Raw genomic sequence first — 22,076 nt, 5'->3', positions numbered from 1 at the left:
CTCCATGTCGAATTCTCTTTATACATACCCCCATTACTCTCCTATATATGTTTAATAACATACCTACAAAAAAACCCACGGAGTATCACTACACTCCATGGGTTCAATCTATACTCTTTATTCCTCATAACTGCTTGAATCCTCGATTTCAGTCGATTCCTCATAAACACCAGAATCATCAGTTTCTGTCGATTCCTCATAACTACCGGTATCCTCCACACCAGTCGATTCCTCAACCACGGCATCGTCACTTAACGCTTCTTCCTCGACATACTCTGCATACGACTTTGGTTCTTCACCATTCAGAAAGTCTTTTAGCGCTTCGGTATTCGCCTCAAGGTCTACGTCTAAGACGGCACCGGCACCTTCATATCGAGCATTTTCAAACGAATTGTCGATTGGCAATGTCATGGTGTCGATCTTATCAACCGGATTCAGGACGAATTCTTTTGCAAGACTGATGCGGTCCATCGAGCCGATATTCGTTTCGATATATGGTGAAACGGTACCCATCAGTTTAGGGATTTTGGATACGCCGTTTAAAGACAGCATTTCGTCTTTCAAGGCATTGATGACTTCCTGCTGGCGCTTGACTCGGCCGAAGTCCCCCTCTGCGTCATGGCGGAAACGGGCATAGCCCAGTAGTTCTTTTCCGTTCAATTTTTGCAAGCCAGGCTCAAGTGTCACATTAATGTTTGTGGACATTTCTTTTTCTACATTCATTTCTATTCCATCCGGCGCCAGTGCATCTACAATCTTCTGGAATCCTTTAAAGTCCATTAACGCATAATATTGTACATCTATATCAAAGTTCTCTTTTAACGTTTGACGAAGGAGCTCTGGCCCACCGAGGAAATAGGAAGTATTCAATTTATACTTTCCGTATTCTGGAACATCTACATACATATCTCTCATTAATGAAACCAATCTGGCTTCGCCTTTTTCAGGATCGTATTGGGCAATCATGATCGTATCTGTACGTGATTTTTCTTCGCCCCTTGTATCTGATCCTAGAAGGAGTATATTAACTTTTCCATGCTCATCTTTTTTACCATTAAATTCAGGAATTTCTTCGGATGCCGCCTGTGTCTTCCCGGCATTCATTTTTCCGGTTTGATACTGGTAGAGAAAATACGCTGTACCAATGCTCAGCCCCAAGAAAGAAAGTGCAAGAAATATGCGGAAAAATCTCTTTCTTCTTCTCATCCTCTGTCTATAGTCATTACGAGTCTTCATGTATGTTTTTCACCTTTCAAGTCGAAGATCAATACGAAGAATAATTTTATCATGAAATAGATTAAAAAAATAGAATCTTACATAAATGTAATCTCTGTTTAATAATCCTACCAAAAGAAAGACTCTATCGATGATCGATAGAGTCTTAGATTTCTATATTAATAATACAACTTTTTATAAAGTTCTCCAAGCTCGTCTTCCACATTCATGGCACTTGGTCCTCCTAGGAGGAAGAACTCTTTATATTGTTTAGCTGCCATAAAGTTGTTCACGCTTGTCGGCAGCTGTTCCGGGTTGGATAAAAGAAGTGGTGCCTTTTGCTTTGCTGCGAGTACAGAACCCGATAGCGCATCTGGATAGTTCTTCCCGCTCGCAAGAAGTGCTTTCTCGTCCGGGTTGGCAAGTGACAGCTTCTTCGCAATTTCAAGGGAGGTTTCATAACGATCCACTCCGCTTACTCTCTGTTCGCCTTTCACCTTTTTCATGACAGCATCGCTGATGACTCCTGCTCCACCGACAACGATCGTGCTGTCCACCCTGGTGAGGGCTTCACTGGTATAGGAAGAAACAGCATCCTTCGCTGTTAAAAGGATCGGATATCCTTTTACAGATGCATATGGAGCCACGGAAAGAGCATCGGGAAAGTTCTTTCCTGAAGCGATGATGGCTTTATCAGGATTTGGATTTACTTGCTCTGAAATAAGCTGGGCTGTTTCGTAGCGATCGATTCCACCGATTCGTTTGGCATCCAATCCCATTCCTTCAAGAGCATCCTTAACTCCGTTGCTGACTGCGCCTTCTCCACCTAAGATGATGACCTTGGACGCTTTCAATCGTTTGATTTCAGCTTTCGTCGCTTCAGTCAGTTTGTTTTTTTCCGTTAATAGCAGCGGCGCATCGTTCTTATAAGCAAGGGGGCCACCTGTCAGCGCATCCGGGAAGTTATACCCCTGGGCCAGAACGACTGTATCAGCCTGATTCCACCCCTCCTTGGAAATGTCGACGGCCGTCTTGATCCGATCGGTTCCTGATAGTCGCTCACCGATCTTGTTCAGTTCGCTTGAAGCAACGTATGCCGCTTGTTTATTGTCTTCACGTTCGGCGTTGTACCAGACGAAGTGATTCGGATTCGTGGATTCATCATATTCAAACCCTTTAAGGATCTCAAGGACTTCCGTTTCACCGCTTGGAAGTTTCGCTGACACTTCCTTGGACTCAGAAGTCGGCTGTTCCCTGAAACGTGATCCATCCGCAGAAATCACCAAATCCCCTGGTTGATACGAATGTTTGGTCGTATGGGCAAGACCATCCACCTCATACTGTTTCTTATCGAATAATAAATAATAGTTTGGCTCTCCTGTATAGGTGAAGTCCTCTTTGGCAAAAGAAAATTCGACTCTATCATTCTTGAAGATGCCCGGGTTTCCACTTGAAAGCTCTGCATATACCCGTTCCTGATAACTTCCGAAGTTTCTTTCACCAGTCGCCATCCTGATTGGGCTATTTTCCTGCACCTGTCCATTGTAAGCTAAAAGGGCAAAATACCAGTTCTCGATGATGTCACGCTCATTGTCCCCGACCGTTGGGATGCTGGTAGAACGATCCCAGTTGGATAGACCCTTCTCTCCAAGCTTCCACTTTTCATTCAGGATTTTGATACCTGCTTCAATATTGAAGGCGATGTCACTTTTCAAACGTTCCTCATCATAGCCGGCAGTATCGGTCACCTGCATGATACCGATCCCGCCATCATCCGAAATATTCGGTTCTCCATCTGCCGTGAACTGCTTCCAGCCGCTCTCTTCAGATGCCAATGCCTTCACGATCTCAGCAGGAACATCATACTTCATCGCTGCTTCCGTCAACAGTTTATTGATTTCATATTTAGACGGGTTTTCATACCCCGCTGCCTTCGAAGTGATTGGACTCGCCAGTGTCGCGCTAAGTGCCACCGCAGCTATTCCTGATACAACTTTCTTCATTTTAGAATTCATTGCGTTCCCCTTTTAAATGTTATTTTATTCCATCTTAACATAGTATCTAGTAAACTATAACCCTTTCATTGTTAAAAGATGACTCTTTTCGTTCTTAACTAAGATTGCAGTAGTTGATTTCCGCTGCAGGATGCTCGCTTTCCGTGGGGCGGGCGTTGAGCCTCCTCGGCTTCGCCTGTGGGGTCTCACCTGTCCCGCTATTCCCGCAGGGGTCGAGCACCTTCCGCTCCAATCAACTTTTAAGGTTACAATTGGAAATCGTTAATAGAAACAACCACCTTTCGAAAACAGCCAAAAAAAGATAGAGAGGCAATCTCCCTATCTTACTTTTTCATCACATACTGATCGATTTCCCATGCTTTATCAATGGATAAAGCACCTGGTCCACCCAGAATGTGATAGTTGATGCGATTGGTTATCAAATGGATTGATTTCTTCAGGTTCACGTTATCGTTTCTATCTACGAGAACCACCGGGCTTTCTGTTCTTGCAGCCAGCGGGCTAATGCTAAGGGCATCGGGAAATTTAGCTCCTGTGGCAAAATAAAGGGAATCTGAATCTGCCGAAGCAAATGTCTGATGGACCTTATAATTGGTTTCATAACGATCCAAGCCATATATACGGAAATCCCCAGGCAGACTATCTGCCACTTTATTAGAAAGGATTCCCTGACCACCGATGACATACGTCTTGGAAATTTCATTCTCTTTCATATAGGTACTCACCGACTGTGGAACCTTCTCTTTTTGAACAAAAAGCACAGGATATTGCATGCTGCCACTATAGGAAGCAACCGAGAGAGCATCAGGATAGTTTTGACCTGAGACGACAAAGGCCTTGTTGGTTGTGTAGGGAATCACGCTGTTGATCGCTACGGCCGTTTCATAACGGTCCACGCCAAATAGTCGCTTGGTCTCGATTGATAGATTCTTAATCTCATTTTCTACATCCTGAGAGATGGCATTTCCCCCTCCGATCATCAAAACATGAGAGGGATTCAATCTTTTCAACTCTTCCTTTACGGACTCACTCAATTGATTGTTCTTGACTAATAGAATCGGGCTATCCAAATGAGATGCCAATGGAGAAGCAGCTAAACTATCAGGGAAGGAACCACCGCTTGCTAAAATAACAAACGATCCACTTAATTTGCTGCCACCGATCGTCAACTCTTTCTCCTCCAGCGAGGACCATCCACTTTTAGATATTTCTACAGCTGTTTCCACAGAGTTCCATCCGTAGATACGGTTTTTCATTTTGACATAGTTCAGCGCTTTTTCCGCATTGATCAACCCTGTTCCAAGTCTATCGACTTCTGGTAATGGGGTGGTTGAGTTTTCAAGAACATCCTTCACCTGCATTCCTTTTAGAAAGGGGTACTGCTGTTTGACCATAGAGGAAACCGAGCTTACAATGGCCGTTGACATACTAGTTCCATCCAGTGCTTGATAGCCGTCCATCCATGTGCTGAAAATGTTTGTGCCCGGGGCAGATACATCTACTGTCTCCCCATAATTTGAGAACGTGGATCTTGTCAATGTAGCAGAGTCCACACTGCCTACAGCCAGGACATTGGAGTAGGTTGCGGGGTAAAGGACGGCGTGCTCATCATCGTTACCAGCCGCTCCCACGACCAGGGCGCCTTTGTCCACAGCGTAATCAATGGCATCTTCAAGGGCTTGCATATTGCTGTAGCTGCCCAGACTCAAATTGATGATATCCGCTCCGTTGTCTGCTGCATAACGAATGCCTTGAATAACCGTGGACATGTAAGTGGTCTTACCTTCAAACACCTTGACAGGCATGAGTTTCACCTTTTCAGCAGCAGAAGCAATGCCCATTTTGTTATTGGTCACAGCTCCTACTAGACCCGCTACATGGGTGCCATGTCCCGACCTATCGACTGGCGGCTCTTCTTCATTAATGAAGTTCTTTCCTTCTACTAATCTACTGCGTAGCTCAGGATGCTTCAGATCAACACCTGAATCGACGATCGCCACGGTAACTTCTTCAGTAGGATTGTAGTTTTCCCAGGCTTCCAATACCTTCATTACCTGGAAATCCCGGGATTGATTATGAAAATATGTATCGTTCGGCGCGCCAGCCTGTGTGTAGACAAGCTGATCGACCTCTGCATATTCTATATTTTTATTGTTATTTAATTTGGATAGAGTGCTGGAAACGTCTTGTCGAGGTACCGACAACACTTCAAATTTCCCTTCATTCTCATCTGAAGACTGTGTCGACACTTCGCCTGCTTGATCCTTGTGCACCACTAATAGTTGAACCTTCTTCTCATCATTCGCCTGCACAAGGCCGTTTGGCAGCAGGATACAACTGAATAAAAAAATAGAAGCGATTTTTCTCAATTTCATCATGCCACTCCTCTCTCCGTTGAATGTCATTTACATCATCTGTAAAAAGTATATAAGATGGTGGAATGCCTGTCCATGAATTCAAGAAATTTTCAGAATGATAGGCTCAAAGACCTTGATGTACATCTGTTACCATCTTAAAAAAGAGAGTACTAGTTGATTTCCGCTCCAGGATGCTCGCTTTCCGCGGGGCTGGCGGTGAGCCTCCTCGGCTCCGCCTCCGGGGTCTCACCTGTCCAGCTATTCCCGCAGGAGTCGAGCATCCTTCCGCTCCAATCAACTTTTTAAGCATGACTCTTTTAAAAGATATAAATAAATATAACAATCTTTACCTATAGCTCTTTTTGCAAAGATTGTTGTTTCTTTAATATGACCTGCCTGGGCTCTGTCAATCAAGTGTGTGCTGGTTGGTGAGGGGAATTTAGTAGAGCAAGCTTTCAACTTAACCATCAAAGTAAGGATAACTGTCTGCGAATGCCCTTTGAGTTTAATTGCTACAAACGCTCACCATATATCTACAATATGAGCTTTTTGGTGTTTGTATATCAGTCAATAGGCAGTCAGCACAGAGTGGATTGTAGCGGAAGGCACTTGACTCCTGCGGGAGATAGAGGAAAGGTCGAGACCCCACAGACGGAACGTCGAGGAGGCTCGACTTCCTCCCCGCGGAAAGGAACGGTCCATGTTTTCACATCTAACTAAAACAGACGTGATGGTAAAGCCGCAATGTATATGAAATCCCCCCAAAAAAATAAAAAAGCCACCCGCTATAATTAGCAGGTGACCCTATTAAACTTACACTATTAGTTTGATACTTTTTCTTGAAGGTCTTCTCTTGCGCCTTCACCAACTGCACCTTTACCACCCAGTACAGTAACTGAAGAGATTTTGTTCTGGTACAGATACTTCGTTAAGAACGCATCTACTTCTTTCGGTAATCCATTTGGATCTGTCAGTAATAGTAAGCCTGCGTTATCTGTTACAAGTGGAGCAGCAGATAATGCATCCGGGAAGTTCTTACCGCTTGCAACATATAGCTTATCTGTGCTGTTGGCGAACTCTCCAAGAATTGCTGCAAGTGTACCGTAACGGTTCACACCAGAAAGGACTTTCACATCGACAGCCACTTTCTTGGCTTCAGCTACTACACTCTCAGGAACAGCAGATTTACCACCAAGCACATAGACTTTCTCGTCTTCAAGGATCGCTTTCGCTTCAGCAGACAGACCTTTACCGTCTGTTAAAACGATCGGCATGTCGTTGGCACCGGCAATTGCTGCAGCACTCAGGGCATCTGCAAAGTTCTTACCAGTTGCAACGAATACACCATTTCCTTTGAATCCAAGCTCTTGAAGCTTCGAAACGATGGCAAGGTTTGTACCGTAACGGTTTGGCATTCCATCTGTTTCTAAACGTTCGATATCAGAAGAATCAATCGAGATGCTGTTTAATTGTGTGAATACGTCGGCAGAAACGACACCTTCTCCACCAAGGATGTACACATTTTCAGCACCAAGACGTTCGATTTCAGCAAGGACTTCCTTAGAAAGCTTCCCGTTGCTGCCTACAGGCAGGATTGGAGCATCAATTGCAGATGCTAGTGGACCTGCAGATAATGAATCCGGGAAGTTGTATCCTGTAGAAAGGATTACCGTTTTGTACTTATGGTCATCTGCAAATCCATCTTTATGAAGGTTCTTGGAAACTTCGATTGCAGTGCCTTCACGGTTCAAACCAGATACTTCAGTAATCAAGTCACCATCTACCTTGATTGGAAGCAGTGATAATACTTCATCCGTTTTCGCATCTAGTAAATATACAGCACCGATTGAGCTCATAGACTCGGATGGAGTTGTAATGTTTACATCCGTCGTTAATGATTTTCCTACTTTAAGGGTTTGTGAAGCTTTAACATCCACTTTACCTTTCCCTTTTTCACCAGGAGACAGTACACCGAACTCGTTGATTGAAAGATCAAGAGTCGTCGTTGGATCCATTGTTGCATACCCTTCAATTGCGATTGTGTACGTATCATCAGGTAATGAAGTCAGGGAAACTTTTTCATCAGATGTAGCACCTGCAGAATATGCTACTTCATTTCCTTCAGAATCATAGATATATAAATCTACATCATCAGTAGCATGTGATGGATTTGAAGTTTGAACTTCTAAAGATACATTGTTCTTCACTTCGATTTCTTGATAATAGAATTCATTGTTACCAGGTACTTCTACTTTCTCAGAAGAAAGCTTAGGCGTACTGAACGGTGCACCGACAACCTTCACATCTCTTGCTTCAGATAAGTAGTTTGAGAATGTAACAGATTTAGTCATTTCAGTTTCAGGTGCAACATGACCCAAATCAATTTCACCTGGTTGAGCAACTACATCCTGAACAACAGCCTCTAATTGATATTTATTTACTTCCTTACCTGCTTGTGGTCCGGAAGTTCCATATACATGTACTTCCCATACCCCTGGTTTAGGAGACTTGAAGACATGATCTTCAACGCCTAATCCACCGGAACCGTATCCTGCATATCCTTGGAATTCACTCACTTCAACTCCATCAGGATTGAATACGATCGCGCGTACGCGGCCTTTATAATCATCATTTTCACTGATCGCATTCAGTGAGAAACGGACTTCACTTACGCCAGGTTTTACGTCAAACGTATAACCTTTTGTTTGAGAAGATTGTACTTCACCTTCTTCGCGGAAGCGGAAACGATTTTCCTGGTTAAATTCATGGCCAGTAATGATTGTTTGAGCTGATCTAGCTTCTACATAAGGAGTCGATGCATCATCAAATACTAGAGTCTCAGCATTTACGCCTGTCTCTAATTTCGACTCATCGTACTTCACCGTAATCGTTTTGCTTTCTCCGGCCTTAAGATCTAATTTTGATACAGATGGACTAATCCAATCGCCAGTCGGGGATACATCAAGGCTCTTAGCTTCATCTGTCTTGTTCTCTACTAATACTTCCACTGTTTCAGGAATTTCTTTATTTCTTACATATAGACCCGGACCGCCGGACACTTTTTCTCCATGATAGACCGTTACGTCTACGTCTTTAATGTCTGTGATGAAGTTTTTGCGCAGATACTCATAAGCTGCAGGAACATCGATCAGTCCGCCACCTTCTTGAGCACGGTTATAGCCCTCTAAATGATTGGCCGTTTCAATCAACGCTTCACGGGCGATTTCGTAGTTAAATGGAATACGATCTTTCTCCGCTGCCGATTTAAGTAACGCCACCGCTCCAGCTACGTACGGTGAAGACATACTTGTACCCTGCATGACTACATAAGGTCCGTTTTGTACCGGGTGAGCAGCATAAGCAGATCCAGGTCCGACGATATCAGGCTTTTGATTCCCTACCTCGTTCGGTCCTACAGAAGAGAAGTACCATAATCCTTGTCCTTCTTTAGGAGTGCCGTCTGCGTTTTTACCATATGGATAAGAATTGTATTCTTTTGCCCACATGTCTGCCGTGATATGTGCACCAACAGAAATGATAGGTGCTACGTCACCAGGTGATCCGACTGTGTCTGCACCAGGACCCGAGTTACCGGCAGATGTAACGAATACGATATCTGTATCTTCACTTAAAACCGTCATTAATTCTCCATAGGATCCTAAACCATCATTCAGATCCGGGGAAGAACCTAAGCTCAAGTTTGCAACATCGACACCGAATCCACCTTCGGATTCAGGAAGCGCAGCATCGACCATGGCCTTTTGAATACTGAATGTAGGAGCCCCGCCGGCTGCTTTGAACACACGCATACCAACAAGCTCTGCTCCAGGTGCAACCCCTTCACCTGCAACGGCACCGAATGCATTCGCTTTTGCCGGGCCATTTGCAGCAGAGATACCTGAAACGTGAGAACCGTGTCCGTTGAAATCAGTGAATAAGTTGATCTTCTTCAGACCGGCACCGAACCAGTTCAATTCCATATCATTGACACGGAAGTTCGCTCCAAGCATATCATCTTCCACATTCACATCGAATGTGCCTGTTTCATTGTTTGCATACGCTGTTTCATCAGTAAAGTCATTATCCATATCCGTATCGATATAGACTTTATCCCCCACCAATAGCACAGCAAAATTATCCGAATTACCATTCACTCCATCCGCATTTAAATCCTGGTTCGTCCAGTTAGGATTCGTATCAGGATAAGGATTTGTTTCAAATGCCGTTCTTCCGAAGAATAACTTGTCATCGGTAGCGTCAAGCCCTGCTGTATTATATGTAGTTTCCCCTACAGTAATGGAGTCCCCTTCAGCATGTCCTTTATCGAACAGCACGTCTCCCTCAGAAAGGTAGTTCAATCCGCTGCCTAAGTATTCCTTATAGCGATCTTCAATGCCATACCCAATTTGGCGGTTCGAAATTGTGTAGTCTCTTACTGCAACAATTTTTGAATCCCCGTATTTACGCGTTCCTTCTTCAAGGCCTTCTGTAAAGGATTCATGACCTGGATCGGGACCTGAGTCAATGATTCCGATACGTGTACCAGTACCATCAAACTTATCGTGGAAGTCATCCACTCCAGTTGGAGCATGGGTTTCAGCCTGATTAGGTTTTACGACCGCATCCTCATCCACTTTATTTTGATCCTTCACTTCGAGCTCAGGGTCATTCACTTCCCCTAATTGGATTTCAGCATTCTTCCCTACTGTGCGAACACTCTTAAGGTCAAGAACTTCCATCACTTTGCGTGTCGGTACGTCCGCTAAGTAAACGTAGTTTTTATAATTCTGTTTTACCTTAACGCCAAGCTTCTCTAATTGACCAGTCGCATCTACTTTACCGTTACCTACGATGACAAGCTCTTGAACAGCTTGATCACTCATAGACAATGCCACAACTTCTGAGAAATTCGAAACCTTGAACTTTTTCGTTTCCTGTAAAGCGGCTTCCGCTTTATCAGGATTGAAAGCTGTTACTCCAGCGAACGAGGAAGCTACTAAAGCTGCACTTGCCATGACCGAAAATACCTTTTTCTTAAACGTCAATCCCTTTTCCCCCTTGGTAGATTAATAGTAATGGTCCGAAATACTCCGTATCTTCCAAAAAAATATAATTATGGAAAAATTCGAACTCTATTTTCCATTTTAATCTCAGTTAGTTCTTTAGTCAACAAAAGGAGACATTATTTTCAGAAAAAATAATATATTTTTACTATTGTGTTTTCACCCTCGTTAATTTATTTAGAAATGTTTTCATAAATACTGATGGTAAGCGAGCGTGGTAGACTACCGCACCAATCAACATCATGATCGTCATTCACTTTTACTAGTTAAATTTAACTGTCTATCTTGAAAACAAAACTCTAAATGTTTAAGCACAATTTTATCGGGTAAATAGAAAAAAACTGCTTGCCAAGGGCAAACAGTTTCTCTATCAATCTATTAATTTACAACCTTCACAGCGCCTAAATAACGAGGTTTCCAATATACATTATTCATACTCGTTACCTCTACTCCACGATCACCAGCATGAATGAACTGGTTATTCCCTATATAGATCCCACCATGTGACGGGCCTGGCTTGTACGTTTCAAACATGACAATATCCCCAACTGCCGGAGAGCTTGACCGGCTTCCAAAATTCCAGATGTCTGATGTCGTTCTAGGCAGATCAATATCATATTTATTATAAACATAGTTTAAATAGCCACTGCAATCAAAACCACTTGGAGTCGTTCCACCCCATTTATAAGGTGTTCCAATATACTGTTTCGCCGTCTTGATTAAACCATCTGTATCAAAACCAAAAAGACTTTGGGCTTTCTCAGAAATCACGGACGTTCCACCAATGATTGTAAACTGATTGATGCCTAATTTATCAACTGTCGATTTCACAGAAGATGGGACATTATTTGATTGAATCAACATAACAGGAGAGCCTTTTTTTGCTGCAAGGACAGATCCCGTCAACGCATCTGCATAGCTTTCGCCTGTTGCAATGACTGTACTATTTGAAGCTGAGTAATATTTCTCAGCGACTTTTGTTGCCGTATCATATCGATCTTTCCCGGAAATACGGGTGGCTCTTGGCAATTGATTCTTAACGCCGTCACTTACCACACCTGTACCTCCTACAAGAATAGAAGAACTATATTTGCTTAACGCTTTTTTTGTCTCTTCAGGAACATGGTTCTTTTCTGTTAAAAGGATCGGCATTGATTTACTGGCAGCAACGGGTGCAATGGCAAGACTGTCCGGGAAATCCCTTCCATATGTAACAATCGCTTGTGATCCACCCACTAACGCAGCAATTTTCGCCGCTGTTTCGTATCTGTTTTCCCCAGCCACTCTCGTACTGGTAATACCTAAACTCTTAAGCTGAGTTTCAACCGAGGATGAAATAACGGAACTTCCACCTAATATGTATGCTTTACTTGGCTTTAATCGTTTTAACTCTTGTTTCACACTATAAGGGACACTATCTTTGGTTACCAGTAGGATCGGAGCATTATACTTATCCGCTAACGGTGCACCTGCCAACGCATCGGGAAAGTTATTTCCCACTGCAATGACGACAGTACTGGCACTTGTCCATCCTTCTCTTGAAACTTTCACTGCCGTTTCATAACGGTCGACTCCACTTACTCGATCTATCTGTGTACCTGCAGCTGATGCAGGATTCTGGAAAAATAATAGGAACATGAAGCTTAATACCGTGACGAAAGTAATAGATACAGGTTTACGATAATTTGACATTTCTCAATTCCCCTTCTCTATAAATCTACAAAAACTATCTTATCATTAAAATTTTCAAAATAATTTTACATTTATGTAACAAAATTCGTCATATTTACCCCTTTTATGTAATATTCCCTCCTGCAAACGACACAAAAAATGCCCGTTTCTGTTGTAGAAACGGGCACTTTTCGTTATTCGTTTTCTTTGTTCCAATACTCCAAAAGTCCTTCTCTCATAGAGAACTTTGGATCGAATCCTAAAGATTTAAGCTCAGATATGTCAGAGTAGGATTCTTTAATATCTCCTGACCGTTCTTCCAATTGTTTGATTGGAAGCTTTGTATTCGTAATCTCTTCATACATGCCAATCAATTCGTTTAAGCTTGTCGATTCCCCTGTGCCAACGTTAAATACCTTACCGATTGCCTCTCTTGATTCTGAAACGAGAAGGTTGGCTTGAACAACATCTTTCACATAGATGAAATCTCTTGTCTGTTCTCCATCTCCATAAAGAGTGAAGTTGGTTTCTTCATTGTTTACTAACTGCTTGAATTTATCCGTTAAGATCGATACAACACCGGAGTATGGTGACGATGGATTTTGTCTGTTTCCAAAGACATTGAAAAAGCGAACGGCAGTTGTTGGAATATCATACAACCGGCTGAATGCCAGCACATATTGCTCCGAGGCAAATTTATCGATGGCATATGGCGTCAATGGTCTGATCGTTGATGTTTCTTTCTTAGGGAGCGTCGGCTCATCTCCGTACACCGCTGCAGAAGAAGCAAATACAAACCGCTCCAATCCGCCTTGTTCTCGTGATTCTTCCAATAAGTATAAGGTCGCCTCCAGATTGGTTTGATGCGTATGAAGGGGATCTTCTACTGAAGCCGCTACACTGGCGATCGCACCTAAATGAAAGATTTTTTTGAAACGATGCTGTTGAAATAACTTTTCAATTGTTTCTTTTGAAGAAATATCTCCTTCTACAATTGTTAACTTATCGTCCTTCGGAAGGTTATCCATTGAACCCATTGAGAAATTATCTATCACTACTACTTGTTCGTTATTGTTTAACAATTCTTCTACAATATGAGAACCGATGAATCCGGCCCCGCCTGTGACAAGGATCTTGCTCATTTATGTTGTTCCCCTTTCAGTATGGAGAGTTATACTTTAATTTTTCACTGATGTAAGTATAGCAAAAATCACAATCGGTTTCTATTCGGTCATAGAAATGTAAAACACCCTTAATTTTTATCCTATTCACCCTCTCTAAAACCCCATCCATTCCTGTAAAAAAAAGGCGAAAAATATTTAAATGAAACTATCTATGCAAACGTTTAAAACGCGATTATACTATTCTAGATGTTATGAAAGATTGGTACGGGATTGCCAAAGACATCAGCATAAAAACAAGATTATAACTATCGGGGGAAAGAAAGATGAAAAAGTGGTTCATTGCTTCAGTTGGTTCAGCACTACTTGCATCAAGTGTATTCGGCACATCTGTATTAGCGGAAAGTCCTTCTCAAGAAAAGATGGAGCTTTTAGGCTACGATCGCGAGGGCTTCTTCGTTGAGGAAGAGTCGAATAATACGTTTACCAATTCCAATGAAATTCTTCTTGAGGATGCCGTAAAAGGGACATTCACTTTAGATGATGTGGATATGTATAAGATTCAAGTCGACACTGAAGATCCATTGATTATATACGGGGGATCATGGGATGAAAACCCTGGGATTCTATTAGATATCACTCTATATGATGAGGATAAGAATGTGATTCAACCAAACGAAATGAGCACAGATGTGTTAGATGGATTAATGGCTGATTACACGGTTGCTCCAGGTACTTATTATATGTCTGTGAAGGATAAGAAGAATGCAGCAACTGGGGAAGAATATGTAGTCGTTGCGTCACAATTCTTATTTGAATCTTACGTAGACCGGATATTCGGTAAAGATAGATATGAAACCGCCCTTGAAATTGCTTTACAAGGCTGGGGATTCGGGACAGATGAAATAATCCTGGCTACAGGAAACAACTTCCCTGACGCATTAGCCGGTGCACCGCTTGCGTACCATAAAGATGCCCCTATTCTATTAACTACGAAGGGTTCCCTTCACCCATCCGTGGAGGAAGCCATTTATGAATTGGGAGTAAATAAGGTGACGATCCTTGGAGGGCCAGGTGTCATTTCAGATAATGTAGTGAAGGAATTAAGGGCGCTGGATGTATCTGTTACACGTATCAGCGGCAAGGACCGCTATGAGACGGCAGTGGCCATCTCAAAAAAGCTGCCAAACAATGACGCAGCCGTAGTCGTCAGCGGAAAGAATTACCCAGATGCCCTATCCATTGCGTCCATCGCAGCACAAAACGGATATCCGATTCTTTTATCAGATAAAGAAAGCATCCCTGCTGCAACGCTGACACAGGCAAAAACATACGAGATGAACTATGTCATCGGCGGGACCGGTGTCATCAGTAATACAGTTACAAAGAAGCTAAACGATCCGACCAGGATTGCAGGTGCAAACCGCTATGAAACAAATGCAAATATCATCCGCGAGTTTGATGTTCCAACTAGCTTCGTCTTCATTGCGACTGGCACTCAGTTCGCCGATGCGTTAACAGGATCTGCTCTTGCAGCTAACTGGGGAGAGCCGTTGTTACTTACCACTCCAAATGAATTACATCCTGAAATCAGAGACTTGATGATGGATTATACATTCGGTGTGACGATCCTTGGTGGAGAGAAAGCGATCCAGCCTAAGGTTGAAGACGAAATTTGGTCCATTATCGAAGGAATCGAATAATTTCGAACGCGCTCTTATGGGGAGCGCGTTTTTTTATGTCCTCCTAAAATAGTAAATATTATTGTGATAAGATGGTATTATACAAGGTTTCACAAAAATAGAGAGAATATCAAAATGGGGGAAAAAGATGAAAAAGTGGTTTATTACTTCGGTTGGATCCACCTTGTTGGCATCCATCTTATTTTGTGCGTCTGCATTTGCAGAGAATCCGGCAGCTACACTACAACAAAAAGTGGAGCTTTTAGGTGATGAAGAGGAAGAATTATTATCAGAAGAAGAACCAAATAATACGTTTGACGCAGCAAATGATATTACGGCCGGCGATCTTGTCAATCCCACTTATGTAAAAGGATCCCTTCCTGAAGATGATGTCGATATATATAAAGTAGTGCTGGATAACGAAAATCCATTGTTTTTATACGGTTGGTTTTGGCAGGAAACGGTCAGTATCCCAATGGAAATCACTTTATATGATGAGAACAAAAATGCCGTTGAACCCAACGAATTCTTTGTTAATGAAGAAAATGGATATTCTGCCTTTTACCCATCCACGTCTGGAACTTACTATGTTTCTGTTAAGAATAAAAGTGATTTGGGAGTGGACAAAGAATATGCGTTGATGGTGTCTCAGTTCTATCTCGAGCCTAATGTAGAACGGATCTACGGGGCGGATCGATATGAAACGGCTCTACAAGTTGCTTTAAAGGGGTGGGATTCAGGTAGTGATGAAATGATTTTAGCTACCGGTACCAATTATCCTGATGCCCTGGCCGGAGCACCGCTTGCTTACCATAAGGGTGCTCCCATTCTATTAACCCCCAAGCAAACTCTTCATTCTTCAGCCAAAAAAGGAATTGAAGAATTGGATGTCAAAAAAGTAACCATCCTTGGGGGCGCAGGCGTGATATCTGATAACGTAGTAGAGGAAATTAAAGATTTGGGAGTTTCTGTTACCCGTATCAGCGGAAACAATCGTTATGAGACAGCCGTTGCCATTTCTAAGTCTCTTCCCAATCATGATGCAGTGTTTGTCGTAAGTGGAAAGAACTACCCTGATGCCCTTTCCATCGCTTCCATAGCTGCACAAGAGGGCTATCCGATTCTGTTATCTGAGAAGGACATAATCCCTGCTTCCACCCTTGCTCAAGCGAACACGTATAAGAAAAACTACGTCATTGGGGGAACAGGAGTCATCAGTCACTCCGCCATGACTAAATTAAACCATCCAACAAGAATTTACGGTGTGAACCGGTATGAAACGAACGCCAGCATCATTCAGAATTTCAACGTCCATACTGGTTCTGTGTTCTTTGCAACCGGGACTCAATTTGCTGATGCATTAACAGGTTCCGCCCTTGCAGCACATTTCGGTGAGCCTTTATTATTGACTCCTCCGGACAGATTACATCCAGCCATCAAAGATTTGATGATCGATTACACTTATGATGTTAAGATCCTTGGCGGAATCAAAGCCATTCAACCTAATGTAGAGAAGGACATTTGGGGAGTCCTGGAAGGCAACCAATAAGCTGTACGAAGCGCGTTCTATTTAGAGCGCGTTTTTACCAGAATAATATATAGAATTTTCTGTATTTTAATGGTAAAATAGTATCATATTTCAATCCTTACATAAGAAAGAAGGCACATTACCCATGGAGTCCCTCACACAATCAGTTGCTACCATCTATAAAAAACTAGTCATACACCTTGATAAGGACGAGCTTCGTGAAGAGGTAAATGATCATTTACTCGAAATGATGAAAAGCTCACCAACAGAGGATGAATACACAAAAAATTTGGTGAAGGCCATTGTATTACATGTTGAATCAACCAAAGCTCTTCATGGAATTCTGCAGCCACTTCTGTTAAATGCAAAATACCCTAACCTAGACGGTGCTTCACAGCTTATGAATCGCGCACATGTACGTATTGAAAATGACATGGAGGAACTGATCCCCCTTTATCATGAGCGGATTGAGAGTGAAGAATCCGATAATGATACCGTCACTCAGTTGGAAGTTTACTTTACGACGACCTTCACCGAACTTCGATTAACGTACCGTTTTGTCGACGCATTCGGTACAGAGAGCAATAAAGAGCTGTTCCAACCTTTATTTGATTTTCCGGCTGAAGAGGTTGGAGAAACCATTCTGAAATACACAAGAACCTATGCCAGCCTTATATTTGAAAAGACTTTAAATCAGAAATAGAAGAAGGTCCGTCCCTCAGAGTAAGGGACGGACCTTCTTCTATACTTTCAAATACCACTTCTTCCTATGACAGACGAAGGCAACGACTGTCCAGAAGATCAGGTTCAATAAGCCGTAAGCCAGTTGCGGATGCGGGGCAAACATTGCCACCCATTCATTGATCACTCTGGAGAGCGATTTTTCTATACCGTCATCCGTGACTGAAAGATGGATCAATACGGAACCGAGCATAAATTTACCAAAATAGATCAAGAAGCTATTCCGTCCATACGCTTCCAGAAACCAAACAACCGGCTTCAGCGGCGTCTCTTTGGCGTCCACTTTTCGCTTATCGAATATTAGATATAGAATCGACAGCATACTAGCTGCAAATCCAGCTGCCAATAGAGCAAACGCAGGCGTCCATAGGCGTTTGTTATATGGGAGGAAATGATCCCAAGCGAGAGAAACGGCAATCAATAGAACACCTATCCCTAATAACTCCCGCCATGCCCCCGTCTCTTTACGGGTCAATATTAATCGTCCAAACGCATATCCGAAGAGGACATTCGATAAAGCCGACAAACTGGTGACCAGTCCTTCAGGGTCATACCCCCGCTCGCCATGATGGTATAAATGACTTTCCCCAAACACAGCGCTATCGATCTCGTGTGAAGGATTACATTCTGGCTGAGGCAATCCGCCTTCACAGGATTGACCTGTATAGAGGATGATACCCCCATATACCGATGACACCAACAACGCAATCATCATCAACTTAAAAGGAGATTGTACAAACTTGGTGATCGCCACCGTAACAATCCCCAGAAGGGCAAACATCTGTAATACACCGGTCAGGCGAATAGTCGAAAAATCCAACGTCCATTCCACAATGATCGTAAAAATGATGCCGTACACAATCAAGCGAACGGTCCGCTTTAAAATCTTCTCCCATTTCACCCCGCGCTGATAGGCAATCGCCATACTCACACCAAAAATGGTGATGAACGTTGGTAAAATGATATCAATCAAAGTGACACCATACCATTCCGCATGACGGAAGTAGGGATAGTCCACCTTCCCATAAGGAATCGTACTCAAAAACACGGATAATGCTACAATAATCCCTCTCAGCATATCGAGGGAATAGACTCTTTTTTTCTTTTTCACTTGCATCTGTTTTTCTGTTGGTTGAACTTGTTCCATACTCCGTTCCTTTCACTTCACGTTCTATACTTTCCTACTATGAAAGTATACACCAGCCCCAAAAACTTTGATAGAATCAATTAGTAAAGATTTAACTATTTTTCTCACCTGGAGGTCCACATGCGAGCTATCTATTTAACCTTTATTCTATTATTATCCGTTTTCCTTGGCGGTTGCACTCTTTTTGAAAAAGAACCTGATACCTCTGTTTTTTACGCTCCACATGCAGACGACGAAACTCTAAGTTTAGGGCCTTCTATCCTTCGTCAAATCGACAAGGGAAATGAAATAGCCGTGGTTTTGCTTTCACATGGTGAAGCCAGCCAGTCCATCAAAAAAATCAACGAGAACTTGCGAGAGAAAAATATGCCACCAATTTCTAAAGAAGAGTTCGGTAACTCACGGGTGAAGGAATTTAAGAAATCTGTAGGAGAATTGGGAGTAAAGTCAGAGAATGTTTTCGTACATGACCTTCCCGATGGTGAGATTAATGAAAATGATGTCATGAAGATTATGGAAGAAATGAATGAACGCTTTCCTGAAGCCAGACATCATGCGTTAACCTATAACGATCCCCACAAAGATCATGCCGCTTCGGGATCAGCCTTGAAAAAGCTGGTGGAAGAGGGGATCATTCAATCGGCACTCTATTACCTGCCTGTACAGGAATTCGAAAATCTGGATTTCGACGACACTTATCCTGTTCCGGATGAGCTTACTGAAGAATATCGTAAGAGCTTAGGAGCTTATCGGGTTTGGAAGCCTGATGAGGGGTTTTATCGTATTGGGTATACTTCGGTGGAATCTTATTTTGTGGAGGCTTGGAAGTATAGGGAGAGTCGTTGGCATAGGTAGAAAAAAAGTGCCTTTATTTAAAACTACTGAGCATGATTTCCAAATCAGAAGAATATCCAGTACTATTTTTCATTGCATTTTGACAAAGTAAAAGCCATCGAATAAATCGATGGCTTTTCTCTTGATTTGAAATTATTTCATTAACTTCTCAACTACAGTTTCACTTACAGCATTTTCACCGCCAAGAATATGGAAATCCTTCGCTTTTAATTCATCAATAGCATCAGAAGTAACAGAAGGCAGGTCATTAGGATGTACTAATAACATAGAAGCATTTTCTTTTGCTGCAAGTACAGAACCGGCTAATGCATCTGCGAAATTCTTTCCAGTAGCCACGTATACTTGTGTAGATGGATTAAGGTCTGTTGCGATTTTCGCTGCAGTACCGTAACGGTCTTGACCGAAGTAACGAGTCGCTTCAGGAAGTGATTTCATGACGTCCTTGCTTACTACAGCTTCTCCACCGACTACAATCGTACTGTCGATTCCTTGTAAAGCTTTCTTTGTTTCAGCAGGAAGTTTATCAGAATCAGTCAATAGAATCGGATATCCTTTGCTCGCTGCATAAGAAGCGATGGCAAGAGCGTCAGGGAAGTTCTTACCGTTTGCTACTACTGCTTTCTCCGGGGATCCCCCAAGACTCGCAGCGATGTTCACTGCAGTTTCCCAGCGATCATCTCCGCCGATACGATCAACATCAAGTCCCATTCCTTCAAGCTGATATTTCACATAGTTACTCACAGCACCTTTTCCCCCCAGAATAATGACATTCTTTGCACCAAGACGCTTGATTTCTGCTTTTGCAGCTGCATTTAATGTACCATTTTCAGTTAACAATATCGGCGCACCATGCTTGTATGCAAGAGGTGCTCCTGCAAGTGCGTCAGGGAATGAATCTCCGCGGGCAAGGATAACTGTATCCGAAGTTTCCCAACCTTCTTTCGAAATTTCAACGGCTGTCTCGTAACGAGTATCTCCAGTCAGGCGTGATACTTCCGGTGCTTCTTCTTGAACGATTCGATCTTCAACAGCTGGTGAAATAGGGTTGTTCTTTTCAAGGTAAGATGTGAATACCTCAAAATCGACAACGAATAATTCTGTCAGGCGCCCATCTTCTTTCGCTTCCTTGAACATTGTATAGCCGTCTCCACCATCTGCAGTAAAGGCGTTTGTTGCCACAGAGTACATCATTTCAGGGTCAATCTCTTCAAATCCGTTGTCTGTCTTCACTTCTACGGACCATACTCGCTCCCCGGCAGGTTTGCTAACATCATACTTGAAGTTAATCCCTGAAACTTGAAGGAATTCACCTGGTGCGTCTTCCCCTTCAACTCTTGATACACTGTGCTCAAGGGCATCCATAATTTCTTGTCCCGTTAAATCAAGAGTGACCAAGTTGTTTCCAAATGGCATGGTCGTTAATACTTCCCCTAGTGTGATTTCACCGGCATCGATTGAAGCACGGATCCCTCCACCATTTTGAAGACCGATATGCGTTTCCACAAACTCGTTTGCCTTCGCAACCATTCCGTCAGCAATCAAGTTTCCTAGGTTGGTTTCTTTTCTCCGTACGTCTGCACGTTCCCCGTTCAAAGCCACTTCCGTTTTTCCAACAACTTCAGCTTTCAACTCTTCAAGAGGAGCTTTGAATTCATTTACCTTAGCAAGGGCAACTTCATCAGCAGCATAATCCTTAAGGTTCAGGACTTCACCGTTATGCTCCGTCACTACACCCAGATCGTCGAATGTAACATCTAGTATTCCAAGAAGATTCAAATATTCACCAGCTTGTACGATAACGGTAGGCTCTTCCTTATCAATGACTACAGGGTCTTCAAGAACGGTGTGCGAGTGACCGCCTACGATGATGTCAAGTCCATCCACTTCCTCAGCTAATTCTAAGTCATTTGAATACCCAAGGTGAGAAAGGGCGATGATTTTATTAACTCCTTTATCTTTAAGCATTGCGATTGTAGCCTTTGATTTTTCAACTGCATCTTCAAAGACGACATTTTCACCAGGGTTAGAGATGAATTCTGTATCTGGAGTCGTTAATCCGTAGATTCCGACTTTCTCTCCATCTACTTCTTTGACCATTGCAGGGTAGACGTTACCACCATCGCCGGGCTGACCAATTTCGCCTTTAAAAAGCGGTTCTAAATCCTTGTCACCTGTAACAGTCACATTGGATGAAACCATCGGGAATTCCATATTTTTAATGAAGTCTGCAAGAGTTTTGGAATCTTTATCGAATTCATGATTACCAAGTGTCATTGCATCGTATTTCAGCTCATTCATAAAGTGAAGGTCTGCTTGTCCAAGGTATTGTCGGAAATACAGAGTCCCTGAGAATACATCACCGGCGTCTAAAAGTAAAGAGTTCGCTTTTTCAGTGCGCAGCTCGTTTACTGCTGTTACTAAACGAGGGTATCCTTCAACATGAGCATGCGTATCGTTGGTATGCATGATCGTTAAATCAAACTCTTCCCCTTCTGCTGAAGCTGATGTTGCAGGAGATACTGCAAAAATCGCAGCGGCCAGAGCTGCAGTTGATAACACACCGTATAAAGGTTTTTTAATATTCATTTGGTTAATCCCTTCCCTTTCTTATCTTATGTAGGTTTTTGTCGGAACTTCTTCCACAAAACCCATTATATAGCAATTTTATGACAAATTGTGAT

At 42.7% G+C, this 22,076-nt stretch carries 12 protein-coding genes; 4 read left to right on the top strand and 8 right to left on the bottom strand.

Going from position 1 to position 22,076, the window contains the following annotated elements:
* Positions 1–117 precede the first annotated feature (117 nt).
* From ACOSV2_RS15700 to ACOSV2_RS15675, 6 genes are all read right to left on the bottom strand, one after another.
* Entirely contained in the window at positions 118–1,236 is a 1,119-nt protein-coding gene (locus ACOSV2_RS15700) for an LCP family protein (protein ID WP_428975958.1), read from the bottom strand.
* 158 nt (positions 1,237–1,394) lie between these two features.
* Positions 1,395–3,230 (bottom strand): cell wall-binding repeat-containing protein, encoded by a 1,836-nt coding sequence (locus ACOSV2_RS15695; protein ID WP_428975957.1) that lies wholly within the window; start codon positions 3,228–3,230, stop codon positions 1,395–1,397.
* 323 nt (positions 3,231–3,553) lie between these two features.
* Complete coding sequence (locus tag ACOSV2_RS15690; protein WP_428975956.1) at positions 3,554–5,608, bottom strand: S8 family serine peptidase; 2,055 nt, start codon at positions 5,606–5,608, stop codon at positions 3,554–3,556.
* A gap of 800 nt (positions 5,609–6,408) precedes the next feature.
* Positions 6,409–10,632: a cell wall-binding repeat-containing protein gene (locus tag ACOSV2_RS15685; RefSeq protein WP_428975955.1), complete on the bottom strand. Its 4,224-nt coding sequence runs from the start codon at positions 10,630–10,632 to the stop codon at positions 6,409–6,411.
* A gap of 396 nt (positions 10,633–11,028) precedes the next feature.
* Complete coding sequence (locus ACOSV2_RS15680) at positions 11,029–12,342, bottom strand: cell wall-binding repeat-containing protein (RefSeq protein ID WP_428975954.1); 1,314 nt, start codon at positions 12,340–12,342, stop codon at positions 11,029–11,031.
* Between the two features lie 173 nt (positions 12,343–12,515).
* Positions 12,516–13,463, bottom strand: a complete 948-nt coding sequence (locus ACOSV2_RS15675) for an NAD-dependent epimerase/dehydratase family protein (protein WP_428975953.1) — start codon at positions 13,461–13,463, stop codon at positions 12,516–12,518.
* Between the two features lie 305 nt (positions 13,464–13,768).
* On the opposite strand from ACOSV2_RS15675, the gene ACOSV2_RS15670 reads away from it, so the two are divergent.
* The 3 genes from ACOSV2_RS15670 (at position 13,769) to ACOSV2_RS15660 (ending at position 17,355) form a co-directional block, all read left to right on the top strand.
* The gene (locus ACOSV2_RS15670; protein ID WP_428975952.1) at positions 13,769–15,145 is read left to right on the top strand and encodes a cell wall-binding repeat-containing protein; all 1,377 of its coding nucleotides are present in this window, start codon (positions 13,769–13,771) and stop codon (positions 15,143–15,145) included.
* Positions 15,146–15,272: 127 nt separating this feature from the next.
* Positions 15,273–16,673 carry a cell wall-binding repeat-containing protein gene (locus ACOSV2_RS15665; RefSeq protein WP_428975951.1) on the top strand — a complete coding sequence of 467 codons (1,401 nt, stop codon included), beginning with the start codon at positions 15,273–15,275 and terminating at the stop codon, positions 16,671–16,673.
* 124 nt (positions 16,674–16,797) lie between these two features.
* Positions 16,798–17,355 carry a hypothetical protein gene (locus tag ACOSV2_RS15660; RefSeq protein ID WP_428975950.1) on the top strand — a complete coding sequence of 186 codons (558 nt, stop codon included), beginning with the start codon at positions 16,798–16,800 and terminating at the stop codon, positions 17,353–17,355.
* 39 nt (positions 17,356–17,394) lie between these two features.
* Here ACOSV2_RS15660 and ACOSV2_RS15655 read toward each other — a convergent pair whose 3' ends face one another.
* Positions 17,395–18,540 (bottom strand): heparan-alpha-glucosaminide N-acetyltransferase domain-containing protein, encoded by a 1,146-nt coding sequence (locus ACOSV2_RS15655; protein WP_428975949.1) that lies wholly within the window; start codon positions 18,538–18,540, stop codon positions 17,395–17,397.
* Positions 18,541–18,660: 120 nt separating this feature from the next.
* On the opposite strand from ACOSV2_RS15655, the gene ACOSV2_RS15650 reads away from it, so the two are divergent.
* Positions 18,661–19,395, top strand: coding sequence for a PIG-L deacetylase family protein (locus tag ACOSV2_RS15650; protein WP_428975948.1), 735 nt, complete (start codon positions 18,661–18,663; stop codon positions 19,393–19,395).
* Positions 19,396–19,527: 132 nt separating this feature from the next.
* On the opposite strand, the gene ACOSV2_RS15645 is transcribed toward ACOSV2_RS15650, so the two are convergent.
* Complete coding sequence (locus ACOSV2_RS15645; RefSeq protein WP_428975947.1) at positions 19,528–21,981, bottom strand: cell wall-binding repeat-containing protein; 2,454 nt, start codon at positions 21,979–21,981, stop codon at positions 19,528–19,530.
* Between the last annotated feature and the right edge of the window lie 95 nt (positions 21,982–22,076).

The sequence above is a fragment of the Rossellomorea sp. DUT-2 genome (assembly GCF_052665285.1).
The sequence above is the reverse complement of the archived record's forward strand: the minus strand, read 5'-3'. Positions and strand labels throughout refer to the sequence as shown.

Bases quoted from the DNA above. Each gene is read 5' to 3' on its own strand.
- ACOSV2_RS15700 (WP_428975958.1), bottom strand. From the start codon at position 1,236: ATGAAGACTCGTAATGACTATAGACAGAGGATGAGAAGAAGAAAGAGA.
- ACOSV2_RS15695 (WP_428975957.1), bottom strand. From the start codon at position 3,230: ATGAATTCTAAAATGAAGAAAGTTGTATCAGGAATAGCTGCGGTGGCA.
- ACOSV2_RS15690 (WP_428975956.1), bottom strand. From the start codon at position 5,608: ATGATGAAATTGAGAAAAATCGCTTCTATTTTTTTATTCAGTTGTATC.
- ACOSV2_RS15680 (WP_428975954.1), bottom strand. From the start codon at position 12,342: ATGTCAAATTATCGTAAACCTGTATCTATTACTTTCGTCACGGTATTA.
- ACOSV2_RS15675 (WP_428975953.1), bottom strand. From the start codon at position 13,463: ATGAGCAAGATCCTTGTCACAGGCGGGGCCGGATTCATCGGTTCTCAT.
- ACOSV2_RS15670 (WP_428975952.1), top strand. From the start codon at position 13,769: ATGAAAAAGTGGTTCATTGCTTCAGTTGGTTCAGCACTACTTGCATCA.
- ACOSV2_RS15665 (WP_428975951.1), top strand. From the start codon at position 15,273: ATGAAAAAGTGGTTTATTACTTCGGTTGGATCCACCTTGTTGGCATCC.
- ACOSV2_RS15660 (WP_428975950.1), top strand. From the start codon at position 16,798: ATGGAGTCCCTCACACAATCAGTTGCTACCATCTATAAAAAACTAGTC.
- ACOSV2_RS15655 (WP_428975949.1), bottom strand. From the start codon at position 18,540: ATGGAACAAGTTCAACCAACAGAAAAACAGATGCAAGTGAAAAAGAAA.
- ACOSV2_RS15650 (WP_428975948.1), top strand. From the start codon at position 18,661: ATGCGAGCTATCTATTTAACCTTTATTCTATTATTATCCGTTTTCCTT.
- ACOSV2_RS15645 (WP_428975947.1), bottom strand. From the start codon at position 21,981: ATGAATATTAAAAAACCTTTATACGGTGTGTTATCAACTGCAGCTCTG.